The 12,652-nt window shown below is 67.0% G+C and carries 13 protein-coding genes; all 13 read right to left on the bottom strand.

The genetic code is table 11. From position 1 onward, the window contains the following. Window position 1: 1 nt before the first annotated feature. Complete coding sequence (trpB, locus tag L8V00_RS07610; RefSeq protein ID WP_070489069.1) at window positions 2-1,291, bottom strand: tryptophan synthase subunit beta; 1,290 nt, start codon at window positions 1,289-1,291, stop codon at window positions 2-4. Between the two features lie 18 nt (window positions 1,292-1,309). After that, window positions 1,310-2,119, bottom strand: a complete 810-nt coding sequence (gene trpC / locus L8V00_RS07605; RefSeq protein WP_035005418.1) for an indole-3-glycerol phosphate synthase TrpC — start codon at window positions 2,117-2,119, stop codon at window positions 1,310-1,312. A gap of 19 nt (window positions 2,120-2,138) precedes the next feature. Beyond that, a complete protein-coding gene (locus tag L8V00_RS07600) occupies window positions 2,139-2,828 on the bottom strand; it encodes a TIGR02234 family membrane protein (protein WP_269944669.1) in 690 nt (229 codons plus the stop codon). Continuing rightward, entirely contained in the window at window positions 2,825-4,396 is a 1,572-nt protein-coding gene (locus tag L8V00_RS07595) for an anthranilate synthase component I (protein ID WP_269944668.1), read from the bottom strand. The genes L8V00_RS07600 and L8V00_RS07595 overlap by 4 nt, the downstream gene beginning before the upstream one ends. 1 nt (window position 4,397) lies before the next feature. After that, on the bottom strand, window positions 4,398-4,769 hold the full coding sequence (hisI, locus tag L8V00_RS07590) for a phosphoribosyl-AMP cyclohydrolase (protein ID WP_035005420.1): 372 nt from the start codon (window positions 4,767-4,769) through the stop codon (window positions 4,398-4,400). Then, window positions 4,766-5,548: an imidazole glycerol phosphate synthase subunit HisF gene (hisF, locus tag L8V00_RS07585; RefSeq protein WP_035005421.1), complete on the bottom strand. Its 783-nt coding sequence runs from the start codon at window positions 5,546-5,548 to the stop codon at window positions 4,766-4,768. The genes hisI and hisF overlap by 4 nt, the downstream gene beginning before the upstream one ends. Then, the gene (locus L8V00_RS07580; protein ID WP_049049448.1) at window positions 5,545-6,522 is read right to left on the bottom strand and encodes an inositol monophosphatase family protein; all 978 of its coding nucleotides are present in this window, start codon (window positions 6,520-6,522) and stop codon (window positions 5,545-5,547) included. Before L8V00_RS07580 ends, hisF begins: the two co-directional genes overlap by 4 nt. Then, window positions 6,522-7,298, bottom strand: a complete 777-nt coding sequence (gene priA, locus L8V00_RS07575; protein WP_269944667.1) for a bifunctional 1-(5-phosphoribosyl)-5-((5-phosphoribosylamino)methylideneamino)imidazole-4-carboxamide isomerase/phosphoribosylanthranilate isomerase PriA — start codon at window positions 7,296-7,298, stop codon at window positions 6,522-6,524. The genes L8V00_RS07580 and priA overlap by 1 nt, the downstream gene beginning before the upstream one ends. Before the next feature lie 69 nt (window positions 7,299-7,367). Further along, complete coding sequence (gene hisH, locus L8V00_RS07570) at window positions 7,368-8,096, bottom strand: imidazole glycerol phosphate synthase subunit HisH (protein ID WP_049049449.1); 729 nt, start codon at window positions 8,094-8,096, stop codon at window positions 7,368-7,370. Between the two features lie 11 nt (window positions 8,097-8,107). Further along, window positions 8,108-9,457: an MFS transporter gene (locus L8V00_RS07565; RefSeq protein ID WP_049049451.1), complete on the bottom strand. Its 1,350-nt coding sequence runs from the start codon at window positions 9,455-9,457 to the stop codon at window positions 8,108-8,110. After that, window positions 9,457-10,071, bottom strand: a complete 615-nt coding sequence (gene hisB, locus L8V00_RS07560) for an imidazoleglycerol-phosphate dehydratase HisB (RefSeq protein ID WP_005295849.1) — start codon at window positions 10,069-10,071, stop codon at window positions 9,457-9,459. The genes L8V00_RS07565 and hisB overlap by 1 nt, the downstream gene beginning before the upstream one ends. Before the next feature lie 66 nt (window positions 10,072-10,137). Then, the gene (locus L8V00_RS07555) at window positions 10,138-11,259 is read right to left on the bottom strand and encodes a histidinol-phosphate transaminase (RefSeq protein WP_269944666.1); all 1,122 of its coding nucleotides are present in this window, start codon (window positions 11,257-11,259) and stop codon (window positions 10,138-10,140) included. 3 nt (window positions 11,260-11,262) lie between these two features. Then, window positions 11,263-12,615: a histidinol dehydrogenase gene (hisD, locus tag L8V00_RS07550; protein WP_269944665.1), complete on the bottom strand. Its 1,353-nt coding sequence runs from the start codon at window positions 12,613-12,615 to the stop codon at window positions 11,263-11,265. Between the last annotated feature and the right edge of the window lie 37 nt (window positions 12,616-12,652).

Below are 12,652 nucleotides of genomic sequence, written 5' to 3'. Positions count from 1 at the left end.
GTTAGCTGTCCTTCTCGCTCTTCTGATCCAGCATGTCGAACCACTTCGCGGCAGTGTTGACGTCCTTGTCGCCGCGGCCGGAAATGTTCACAATCAGCGTGGCGCCCGGCTTCTCCGCGGCCACCTTGATGGCGGCGGCCACGGCGTGAGAGGACTCGATGGCGGGGATGATGCCCTCCAGGCGGGTCAGCTGCTTGAAGGCGTCCATGGCCTCGGAGTCGGTGATCGGCAGGTAGCGGGCGCGCCCCTCCGCGTGCAGCTTAGAGTGCTCCGGCCCCACTCCCGGATAGTCCAACCCGGCGGAGATGGAGTGCGATTCGATGATCTGCCCGTCCTCGTCCTGCATCAGGTCGGCGAAGGAACCCTGGAACACGCCCTGCAGCCCCAGGTTGATCGGCGCGGCGTGGCGCCCAGTCTCCACACCGTCGCCCGCGGCCTCAGCGCCGACGATGTCCACGCCTTCGTCCTCGATGAACGGGTGGAACAGGCCGATCGCGTTGGAGCCGCCGCCCACACAGGCCACCACGGCGTCGGGCAGCTTGCCGGTTTCGGCCAGCAGCTGCTGGCGCGCCTCCACACCGATCACGCGCTGCAGGTCGCGCACCATCTGCGGGAACGGGTGCGGGCCGGCGGCGGTGCCGAAGCAGTAGTAGGTGTCGTCGGCGTTGGAAACCCAGAAGCGCATGGCCTCGTTGATGGCGTCCTTCAGGGTGCGGGAGCCGATCTCCACTACCTCCACGTGGGCGCCGAGCAGGCGCATGCGGGCAATGTTGAGGGCCTGACGTTCGGCGTCCACAGCCCCCATGTAGATCCGGCATTCCAGGCCGAGCAGCGCACAGGCCGTCGCCGTGGCCACACCGTGCTGGCCCGCGCCGGTCTCCGCGATCACGCGGGTCTTGCCCATGCGCTTGGCCAGCAGCACCTGCCCCAGCACGTTGTTGATCTTGTGGGAGCCGGTGTGGTTGAGGTCTTCGCGCTTCAGCCACACTTCGGCACCCACGGCCTCGGAGAAGCGGGCCGCGTAGTACAGCGGCGACGGGCGGCCGGTGTAGGTGCGGTGCAGCTCGTCGAGCTGGTCCAGGTAGCCCTGGTCCGAGCGGGCCTTCGCCCAAGCGTCGGTGATCTCCTCGATCACTGCCATGAGGGCCTCGGGGACGTAGCGGCCGCCGAAGTCACCCCAGTGTCCGCGCTCGTCGGGCTCGTGGTGGGTGGCGGTCGCCAGGATCTCGCCTACCGTCGGCAGGCGCTTACCCTGCGCGTCGGCGTTCTTGAAGGTCTTCTCGGTAGTCACAGTTTTATATGCTATCGCTTAGGAATTTTTTTGGGGGCAGGCGGGGTGCTTCCCCGCTGCGGCGAGGTCCCGGCACGCCTGTGCTGGGTTACCTGCGGTGACCAGGCCTTCGCCGACGAGCACTGCGTCCGCGCCCGCTGCGGCATAGGCGTTGAGGTCGTTTTTATTCTTGACGCCCGATTCTGCGATCTTCACTACGTCGTCCGGAAGTGTTGGGGCGATTTTGCTGAACACCTGCGGGTCGACGTCCAGCGTCTTGAGGTTTCGGGCGTTGACGCCAATGACCTTGGCACCGGCGGCAACAGCGCGTTCGGCCTCCTCGGCGGTGTGGACCTCCACCAGGGCGGTCATGCCCAGGGACTCGGTTCGGTCCAGCAGGGATTCCAGGCGCTGCTGCTCGAGGGCGGCGACGATGAGCAGCACAATGTCCGCGCCGTGCGCCCGCGCCTCGTGGATCTGGTACGGGTTCACCGTGAAGTCCTTGCGCAGCAGCGGGATGTTCACCGCGCGGCGCACCGCGTCGAAGTCCTCGAGGGAGCCCTTGAAGCGGCGCTGCTCGGTGAGGCAACTGATGGCGGTGGCCCCGTTGTCCTCGTAGGCCTTCGCCAGCACTTCCGGCTCGGCGATCTCGGCGAGATCTCCCTTAGAGGGGCTGGCGCGCTTCACCTCGGCGATGAGGCTGACCCCGGGGGCGGCCAGCGCGGCGTGGGCGTCGAGTGCCGGTGGTGCGTCCAGGGACATGGCCTTGATCTCCTTGTATGGGATCTTGGCTTCCCGCTCGGCCTGGTCTTCTAGCACCCCGGCGATGATCTGGTCGAGAACAGTCATGTGTGTCACACCTCTGAGCTTATCGCCCCTGCTTGGTGCGGGAGAAATCGGATTCTTCGGTCGGATCCACCCCCGCATCCAGGGCGTCCCACAGCACGCGGGTTGAATCTGGATTCTCCGCGAGGTCCTCCTCCGCGTCCGCGCGGCGCACCTCCGGGGTCTCGTAGCGGCTGTGCCCCCTGGACTCCTGGCCGGGCCGCAGAATCAGGATCGCACCACCGATCACACCGATTGCCGCCGCGACAAGCACCAGCACGATGCCCAGCGAGTGCACATCACCGCTGATCACTCGCGCCCATTCGGAGATCTGCACCGGGTCGGATTCCTTTTGCGTGGCCGCGCCGCTTCGCAGCAGGCTCTGCGCGCGGGCCAGATCCACGTCGTTGCTCAGCAGCTGCACTGCGCGGAAGCTGGCGGTGGCCGCCAGCGCGACGATCACCACACCCAGCACCCGCCGGACCATGGGCTGCACCGCCATCGAGAGGATCAGCGCGGCCACCATCGCCAGCGCCAGCGGCACCAGCGCGGGGTCCCACACGGATCCCACGAGCTCCTTGGTGGAGGCCCCGGCCTTGTCGTCGTCGACGGCCACGGTCACGAATTTCAGGCGGCTCGCTCCCCACAGGCTCGCCGCGCTCAGCACCACGCACAGCAGCGCAATCTGTCGGATGCGCTTAGCCTTCTGGGTTACGTTTTCTGCCTTACTCACTGCTTCTCCCCTGCGTTCTTCATGGTCTCCGCCGCAGCCACGGCCCGCAGCACCGCCGCGGCCTTGTTGCGGGTCTCCAGGTCCTCCGCCTCCGGGTCGGAGTCCGCTACGATTCCGCCGCCAGCTTGGACGTACACAGTGCCGTCCTTGTACAGCCCAGTGCGGATGGCTATGGATTGGTCGGTGTTGCCGGAAAAGTCGAAGTAGCCGACCGTGCCGCCGTACACTCCGCGGCGCGTGTCCTCCAGCGTGTCGATGATCTTCAGCGCCGAGGGCTTCGGCGCGCCCGACAGGGTCCCGGCCGGGAACGTCGCATTGAATGCATCCACCGCCGTCTTCCCCGCGGCCAGCTTGCCGCTGACACCGGATACCAGGTGCATCACCGCCGAATAGCGCTCCACGTGGCGGAAGTCGTGCACCTCCACCGTGCCGGCCTCGCTGACCCTTCCGAGGTCGTTGCGCCCCAGGTCCACCAGCATCAGGTGTTCGGAGTTTTCCTTCTCGTCGTTGACCAGCTCGCGTTCGAAGGCGAAGTCCTGCTCCACTGTCTCGCCGCGCGGCCTGGATCCGGCGATGGGGAACGTCGTGACATTGCCGTCACGGACCTGCACCAGCGATTCCGGGGAGGAACCAATGATGTGGAACGCGGTGGCGTCAAAACCCTCGGTAGGCACGTTAACCAGGAACATGTAGGGCGAAGGGTTCGATACCCGCAGCATGCGATAGATGTCGATCGGGTCGACGTCGGTCTCCATTTCGAAGCGCTGCGAAAGCACCACCTGGAACGCATCGCCGGCCTTGATGTGCTCCTTGACCTTGCCGATGCGCTCGCGGTGGTCGTCGTAGGTGCGCTGCCTGCGGTACTTAGGTGTGGGGGTTTCGAAGGTAGTGACGCCCCCTGCCGCGCCCGTGGCCAGCCGTTCCACCATGGTGTCTAGACGTGTGACTGCCTCGGCGTATGCCTCGTCCACGCGCTCGTCGGAGTTATCCCAGTTGATCACGCTGGCGATCAGCCAGATGGTGCCTTCGTAGTGGTCGACGACGGCCATGTCCTCCACCAGCAGCTGCACCATGTCGGGAATGTTCAGGTCGTCGGTGCAGGTGTCCGGCACATTTTCGATGTAGCGGATCATGTCGTAGCCCATGTAGCCCACCAGGCCGCTGGTCAGCGGTGGCAGTCCGGGCATCGGGGCGGTCTGCAGGTGTGCCAGCGTGTTGCGGATCGCATCTAGCGGGTCGGTGCCCTCTGGGATGTCCACCGGAGGCTGGCCGATCCAACGTGCCGCGCCGCCGTCCACGCCACCCTTGACCGTCAGCGCGCAGCGGGCTCCGGTGCCGATGAAGGAGTAGCGATCCCACGACTGGCCGTGCGCCGCCGATTCCAGCAGGAACGTGCCGGGTCGGCCGTCGGCGAGCTTCCGGTAGGCGGACAGGGCGGTCTCCCCATCGGCGAGGACCTTGCGAACCACGGGCACCACGCGGTGGTTGGCCGCGAGCTCGCGGAAGGTCTCAAGGCTTGTCAGGTCACCGATGGACTTGCTGGAAGTGTTGTCACCCATGTCTGACATGTTAGGCCAAGCGGTCGGCGTCAAAACAAGTGCGGTCGCCGGTGTGGCAGGCCGCGCCGGTCTGCTCGATCTTCAGCAGCACCGTATCGCCGTCGCAGTCCAGGCGCACCTCTTCGACGCGCTGGGTGTGGCCGCTGGTCTCGCCCTTGATCCAGTAGGACTGGCGCGACCGGGACCAGTAGGTGCCCTTCTTGGTGGCCAGGGTGTGAGCTAGGGCGTGGTCGTTCATCCACGCCATCATCAGCACGTCACCATTCGTGATGTCCTGGACGATGGCGGGCACCAGGCCGTCTGCGTTAAAGCGGACGCGCTCGGCGATGGCGCGGTCTAGCTCGTAGCTTGCCGGGTCTGTGTTGGAGTCTGCACTGCTCACAGCCGTACCTCGTAGCCCGCATCGGCCAGGGCCTGCTTGACCTCGCGGATCTCCACCTCGCCGAAGTGGAAGATGGAGGCCGCCAGTACGGCATCCGCGCCGGCCTCCACGGCTGGTGGGAAGTGTTCCGGGGCGCCAGCGCCGCCGGAGGCAATGACGGGAATGGAGACGGCTTTGCGCACGGCCTGCAGCATCTCGATGTCGAAGCCGGCCTTGGTGCCGTCGCCGTCCATGGAGTTCAGCAGGATCTCCCCCACGCCCAACTCCTCGCCCTTGCGGGCCCACTCGATGGCATCCAGCCCGGCGGACTTGGTGCCGCCGTGGGTGGTGACCTCAAAGCCGGAGGGGTACTTTTCCACCTCCGCGGGGTCCTTCACGCGGCGGGCGTCCACGGATAGGACGATGCACTGCGCGCCGAAGCGCTGGGAAAGCTCGCGCAGCAGCTCGGGTCGGGCGACCGCCGAGGAATTGACGCTGACCTTGTCGGCGCCGGCGCGCAGCAGGGCGTCTACATCCTCCTCGCTGCGCACTCCCCCGCCGACGGTCAGCGGGATGAACACCTGGTCGGCGGTGTGACGCACGACGTCCAGCATGGTGCCGCGGCCATCCTTGGAGGCGGAGACGTCCAGGAAGGTCAGCTCGTCGGCGCCCAGTGCGTCGTAGCGCTTGGCCAGCTCCACGGGATCACCAGCGTCGCGCAGGCCCTCGAAGTTCACACCCTTGACGACGCGGCCGTTGTCCACGTCCAGGCACGGGATAACGCGCACGGTAACACTCATCGGATGCCCCCTCGATCGCGGATCTCCTGGGCGTTGCGGGCGGCGGTGCCGATCGGCACGGCCTGAATGTGCTGCAGGATGGTGGCGTGCACCTCCGGCTCGCCTGCGACCAGGCCGGAAACGCCCGGGCGCCACGGGTTGCCCGCGAAGTCGGTGGCAATGCCGCCGTTTTCCTCCACTGCGAGGATGCCCGCCGCGTTGTCCCACAGGTTCGGGCTGAAGGTGACCGTACCGCCGAACACGCCGGCGGCGGTGAAGGCCAGGTCGATGCCCACCGAGCCGGTGACGCGCATGCGGGGATAGGACTTGCCGATCTCGTTCAGCATGTCCTGGCGGTAGGAAATCGGCAGGTTGCCGCGGCGCTGCGACAGGATGGAGCCGAAGCTGATCTGCGTCACGCCCGGATCCGACGGCGGCATGGCGCGGGCCGGGTGGCCGTCCACCAGCAGCCCCTCGCCTCGGCGGGCGGTGATGCGCTTGCCCAGCAGCGGCATCTCGGTGACGGAGACCATGGTCTGCCCCTGGTGCACCAGTGAAACCAGGATGCAGGCAAAAGGATTTCCCACCGCGTAGTTGGCGGTGCCGTCGATGGGGTCTACCACCCAGAAGGTTTCCGGCAGTTCCTGGTCCCCGACCTCGAGCGACTTGCGGCGCGGGCCGTCCAGCCCGTCCGCCATCGCGTCGCTGGGGTTCGGCTCGGTGATGTTCTCCCCCGGGATCTCGCCGGGGCGCACCGTACCGAATTCCTCGCCGTGCACGGGCAGGCCGGTGTATTGCGTCAGCAGCGTGCGCAGCTGGCGTTCGACACTCAGGTCCGCCTCGGTGGCGAAGTCGCCGGGGGACTTGATTACCTCCGGCTCCGCGCCGACGGCGGCGGTAAACGTCGTCTCGGCCTCGTCCACCGCCGCCTCGGCGATGGCCAGCAGCGAGCGGGTATCCAGTTCCTCCGGGGACAGTCCGTGGAAGGCTGTCATTAGTTGTCGCTCCCCCTTGCCGTTTCCCGGGCCGCTTCCAGGGCCTCCTCCAGGGTGAACTTGCCCGCGTACAGTGCCTTGCCCACGATCGCGGAGTCCACGCCCTCGTGCACCACAGCCGCCAGCGCGCGGATGTCGTCCAGGCTGGAGATGCCACCGGAGGCCACTACCGGCGCGTCGGTGGCAGCAGCCACCTCACGCAGCAGGTCGATGTTCGGGCCGTTCAGCATGCCATCACGGCTGACGTCGGTGACCACCAGGCGGGAAACCCCTTGGGAATCCAGGCGCTCCAGTACCTCCCACAGCTCGCCGCCGTCGGAGGTCCAGCCGCGGCCGCGCAGGCGCCACTCGCCGTCGACCTCGCGGGTGTCCAGGCCGATGGCCACCTTGTCGCCGTAGCGGGAGATGACGGACTCGCACCAGTCCGGATCCTCCAGCGCAGCGGTGCCGATGTTCACGCGGCGGCAGCCGGTGGACAGGGCGCGCTCCAGCGACTCGTCGTCGCGGATGCCGCCGGACAGCTCCACCTTCACGTCCAGCTGGCCGGTGACCTCCTTCAGCAGCTCGAAGTTGCTGCCCCTGCCGAAGGCTGCGTCGAGGTCCACCAGGTGGATCCACTCCGCGCCCGCGTTCTGCCAGGCCAGGGCGGCCTCGATCGGTGCTCCGTAGCTGGTTTCCGTGCCCGCCGCGCCCTGTACTAGGCGGACGGCCTGGCCGTCGGCTACGTCGACGGCAGGGAGCAGGGTCAGAGCACGGGAATTATCAGTAGAAGCCATAGGGAGAATCCTAACGTGTATCGAGGTCGGCGACGATTAAATCAATGAAAACTAGTGCTATTTCTAGAGCTAGAGCGTGTCCACCCAGTTCTGCAGTAGCTTTAGCCCCGCATCGCCGGACTTCTCGGGGTGGAACTGCGTGGCCCACAGCGGGCCATTTTCCACGGCTGCGACGAAGCGGCTGCGGCCGTGGGTCGCCCAGTGCACCAGTGGCGGCTCGGTACGCCCGTCGGTCAACAGCTCCCACTCCTGCACACCATAGGAGTGGACGAAGTAGAAACGCTCGGACTCCTTGATCCCGGCGAACATCTTCGTCGGTTCGGCAGCTGGCTTGCCCAGCGCGCTGGCCGACGAACCATCGCCGACCCCCACGGTGTTCCATCCCATGTGCGGCAGCACATCGGCATCCAGCTTCTCCACGGTGCCGGGCCACTCGCCCATGCCCTCCGTAAAGGCTGCCTCCCCCGCGCCAGCTTCTCCCGTGCCTTCCGCGAACTCCACTCCCCGGTCGAAGAGGATCTGCATTCCCACGCAGATGCCCAGCACCGGACGCCCGCCCGCCAGTCGCTGACCGATCAGACGGTCCCCATACACGCTGTGCAGCTGCTTCATGCACGCACTGTAGGCTCCCACACCCGGCACTAGCAGCCCGTCGGCCCGCTGTACCGTCTCCGGGTCGCGGGTCACCTCGACCTCGGCGCCTGCCCTTTCAACCGCTCGCTGGGCGGAGCGTACGTTTCCGCTGCCGTAGTCCAGGAGGGCGACATGTGGGCGTCGAGAAGAAAGAGAAGAATTCATAACTGGTTATCCTAGCCGGACTTACCGGAGCGCAGTTCACGCCGTCGGACTCGACGCAATGTTTCGCGCACATTGCCGTACTCGGCGACGCGGTGACGCCCCACAATCCGGTCGAGGATAGCCACAACGAAACCAAACGCGGCGACCACCCCGGCGGTGATGAAGGCCCCCTGGTAGGTCAGCGCACCGGCCACGAATCCCAGCAGGATCGCGCCCACACCGGTGCCGCCGTCGAAGGTCATGTTCCACAGCGCCGAGGCCTTGGCGGATTCAGCCCTGGGCAGGCGGTCAAAGAGCATCAGCAGCGCCTCGGTCTGGTTGATGCCGAAGCCCGCGCCGAAGAACGCAGCCGACAGCAGCGACCAGAGCAGCAACACCCCGCCCGTGGGGTGCACGGCCAGCATGATCGCCGCGGAGGCCAGTCCCACCACGCACAGCACCAGGCCCAGCGCGTTCAGGCGACCCGGCTCGCCCACGCGGTCGGCGTACCAACCGCTGAACAGGCGGGAGCCGATCTGCATCAAGCCCACCACGCTCAGCGCCAAGCCGGAGATGGTGGCGGCCACTGCCACGTCGATCTCGCCGGCGGCGGGCGCCAGGAACGTGCTGAACCCGGCGAAGCCCACGGCGGCCGCACCGATGGAAAGCCCCGGCACGGTGGCCAGCTTCCACGTGGCCACGCGCGGCGCCTCCGGCGTGTAGTCCGTCTGCGAGGTTGCATTGTCGGGAATATCGGCGGCCACACCGGGCGAGTTCTCGCGCTCGACCTTCGGCAGCTGCAGCGCAGCCAGGGCACCCACGGCCGAGTACAGCGCCGCGGCCGAGCACACTCCGACCAGGCCGAAGCTGCCGTAGAGCCACATACCCAGCGGGAAGCTAATCAGCTGTGTCACACCCACCGTCGCGCCGAACACGCCAGAGGAGCGCCCCACCAGGCGCGGCGGCACCAGCTCCGCAATCAGCGCGGCCTCCGTCACCGTCACCGCACCGAAGCCCACGCCGCGCACGGCGGCGATGGCCAGCACCGTCACCGCGGACATGTCGGCCACATACGCCAATGCCGGGAAGCCCAGCAGCAGCGCGGCACCCAGCATCACGGGCGCATAGCCCACGGCGCGCAGGAGGCGCGGGGTGAAGGCCTGCGTCAGCACGGTGGCGGCCATGAACACGCCCGTGGACAGGCCCGCCACGCTATCGGTTCCGCCCCCATCGATCACGGCCAGGGGGATGACCGGCAGGAGTAGCGCCCAGCCACCGAACGCACAGAAGACCGACACCAGTGTGGCGATAAGGCCGGGGGCCTTCCACACGGAATCGATCTTTTCTAGTTCTTCAATGGTCAGCGCCTTCGGGCGCGCCATTACAGTGTTCCCTTGGTCGACGGAACCCCGCCCACGCGCGGGTCGTCCTCCACGGCGGCGCGCAGCGCGCGGGCCACGGCCTTAAACTCCGCCTCGGTGATGTGGTGCGGGTCGCGGCCGTACAGGCAGCGCACGTGCAGGGCAATGCGCGAGTTCAGCGCCAGGGTCTCAAAGAAGTGCTGGTTGATGACGGTGGCGTAGTGCCCACCGATCACCGCGCTGAGCATCTGCTCAGGCTCCCCCACGCCCACGTAGTACGGGCGGCCAGACACGTCCACAGCAGCGTGCGCCAGCGTCTCGTCCATCGGGATGAAAGCATCGCCGAAGCGGCGGATCCCCGCCTTGTCGCCCAACGCCTGCGCCAGGGCCTGGCCCATGACGATGGCGGTGTCCTCGACGGTGTGGTGCGCGTCGATCTCCACGTCGCCGCGGGCGTGCACCTTCAGGTCGAAGGAACCGTGCGCGCCGAGGGCGGTCAGCATGTGGTCGAAGAACGGCACTCCCGTATCGATGTCGGTCTTGCCGGTTCCGTCCAGGTTCCACTCGACCTGGATGTCTGATTCTTTGGTGGCGCGCTGGGCCTTCCCGATGCGCGGGGTGGGGTTCGTGGCCACGGTGGCTTTGCACCTACCTCTCTGGTCTCGTTCTCTAAAAGCTCTTGAAACGTCTGTCTAATGTGTCTAATCGTCCATCATCTTGGCGGCGGCGGCAAGAAACGCATCGTTTTCCTCCGGCAGCCCGACAGTTGCGCGCAGCCAGCCTGCCACACCGACGTCGCGGATCAGCACCTCTTGGTCCAGGAATCGCTGCCACACCGCGGCCGAATCGCCGACGCAGTCGAAGCCGCCGAAGAACACGAAGTTCGAGTGCGAGTCGATCACGTCGTAGCCCAGCTCGCGCAGGCGGGCAACCACTCGGTCGCGCTCCTGGCGCAGCTTCGCCACCGTCTGCAGCGTGGCCGCGGAGTGCTCCAGCGCCACCTCCGCCGCCGCCTGCGACAGGGTCGCCAGGTGGTACGGCAGGCGCACCAGCATCACGGCCTCGATGAATGCCGGGTGGGCCACAAAGTAGCCCAATCGCCCGCCGGCGAAGTCGAAGGCCTTGGACATGGTGCGAGAAACCACCAGCTTCGTCGGGTACTGCTCCAGCATCCCCACCGCGCTCGGCTCGTCGGAGAACTCCGCGTAGGCCTCGTCCACAATCACAATGCCGGGGGCTGCCTGCAGGATCCGCTCGATGTCGGCCAACGGTGTGCTGTTGCCCGTGGGGTTGTTGGGCGTCGTAATAAAGATGACGTTCGGCTGGCGCTCGTCGATGGCGGCGAGTGCCTCGTCCACGTCGATGTCGAAGCGGTTCTCGGCGCGGCGCTCGACCGTAACAAACTCCGTCTGCGTGCCCGCCGCCAGGATCGGGTGCATGGAGTAGCTCGGCACGAAGCCCATCGCGCTGCGCCCGGGCCCACCGAAAGCCTGCAGGAGCTGCTGCAATACCTCGTTGGAACCGTTGGCTGCCCATACCTGTTCTTTAGTGACGCCCACACCCGTCTGCTGGCTCACGTACGCCGCTAGGGCCTCGCGCAACCCCACTGCGTCGCGGTCGGGATAACGGTTCAGCTGCTTGCCCAGCTCCGCCACGCGGCGGGCGATGCCCTCGACAATCTCCGGTGACGGCGGGTAGGGGTTCTCGTTGGTGTTCAGCTGGTTGGCTACGGAAAGCTGCGGGGCTCCGTAGGCGGACTTGCCGCGCAGCTCCTCGCGCAGTGGCAGGTCGGCCAGGGAGATCTGGTTGTTCTGCTCGGCCATGGTCTAGACCTCCGTTCCGTTGGTGTTTGCGGTGCTGGTGCGCGCACTGATGGCTTCACCGTGGGCGGGCAGCCCCTCGGACTTCGACAGGGTGATTACCGTGTCGGCCACGCCCCGCAGGCCTTCCTCGTTGTAGTCGATGACGTGCACGGACTTCAGGAAAGTCAGCGTGGACAGCCCCGAGGAGTGCCGCGCCGTCCCGGAGGTCGGCAACACGTGGTTGGAGCCAGCGGCATAGTCGCCCAGCGGTACCGGGCTGAAGCGGCCGATGAAGATCGCGCCGGCGTTGGTGATCTGCGCTGCTACCCCGTGGGCGTCCTCGGTGTGGATCTCCAGGTGCTCGGCGCCATAGGCGTTCGCCGCGCGGATGCCCGCGGCGATGTCGTCCACGAGCACCACTCCGGACTGCTGTCCGCTCAAGGCCTCGGCGACGCGCTCGGAGTTTTCGGTGATGTGGTAGCGCTCGTTCATCTCGGCCACGACCTCGTCGGCCAGCTTCTCACTGTCCGTGATCAGCACGGAGGCCGCCATCGTGTCGTGCTCCGCCTGACTAATCAGGTCGTAGGCGATCTCCACCGCGTTGGCGCTCTCGTCGGCCAGCACGGCGATCTCTGTCGGGCCGGCCTCGGAGTCGATGCCCACCACAGAGCGGCACAACCGCTTGGCAGCGGTGACGAAGATGTTGCCCGGGCCGGTCACCATATCCACCGGCTCCAGCTCCTCGCCGCCTTCTGCCGTGGAGCCGTGCGCGAGCAGCGCCACGGCCTGCGCCCCACCAACGGCCCAGACCTCGTCCACGCCCAGCAGCTTGCAGGCCGCCAGCACGGTCGGGTGCGGCCAGCCGCCCTCCTGCGGCGGGGAGGCCACCACGAGGGACTCCACCCCGGCCTCCTGGGCTGGCACGACGTTCATGATCACGCTCGACGGGTACACCGCGTTACCGCCCGGCGCGTACAGGCCTACGCGCTGAACGGGGATGAAACGCTCGGTCACAATACCACCCGGCGCGACCTCCACCTGCTTGTCTGCAGGCCGGATGGCGGAGTGGAATGCACGCACCCGCTTGATGGCCTCTTCGAGTGCAGCGATGACATCTGCGGCCAAAGTCCCCACGGCGGCGTCAATAACCTCGGCAGGAACCCGCACCGAATCCGGGGTGACGCCATCGAAGCGCTGTCCGATCTCCAGCGCCGCGCGCGCCCCGCCCTCGCGCACCTGGTCGACGATCGGTGCAACGGTGGGGATCACCGAGTCCACATCCGTGCCACCGCGCGGCAGCCGATGGCGCAGCTCGGCGGTAGTCGGGGCCTGACCCCGCAGATCGATCCGGCTAAAGTCCAGCTGGGCGCTAGTCATCGTGTACGCAGCTTCCTTACTGATTAAAACTGGTTGA

The organism is Corynebacterium evansiae, assembly GCF_027570065.1.
Taxonomy (GTDB): domain Bacteria; phylum Actinomycetota; class Actinomycetes; order Mycobacteriales; family Mycobacteriaceae; genus Corynebacterium; species Corynebacterium evansiae.
The sequence above is the reverse complement of the archived record's forward strand: the minus strand, read 5'-3'. Positions and strand labels throughout refer to the sequence as shown.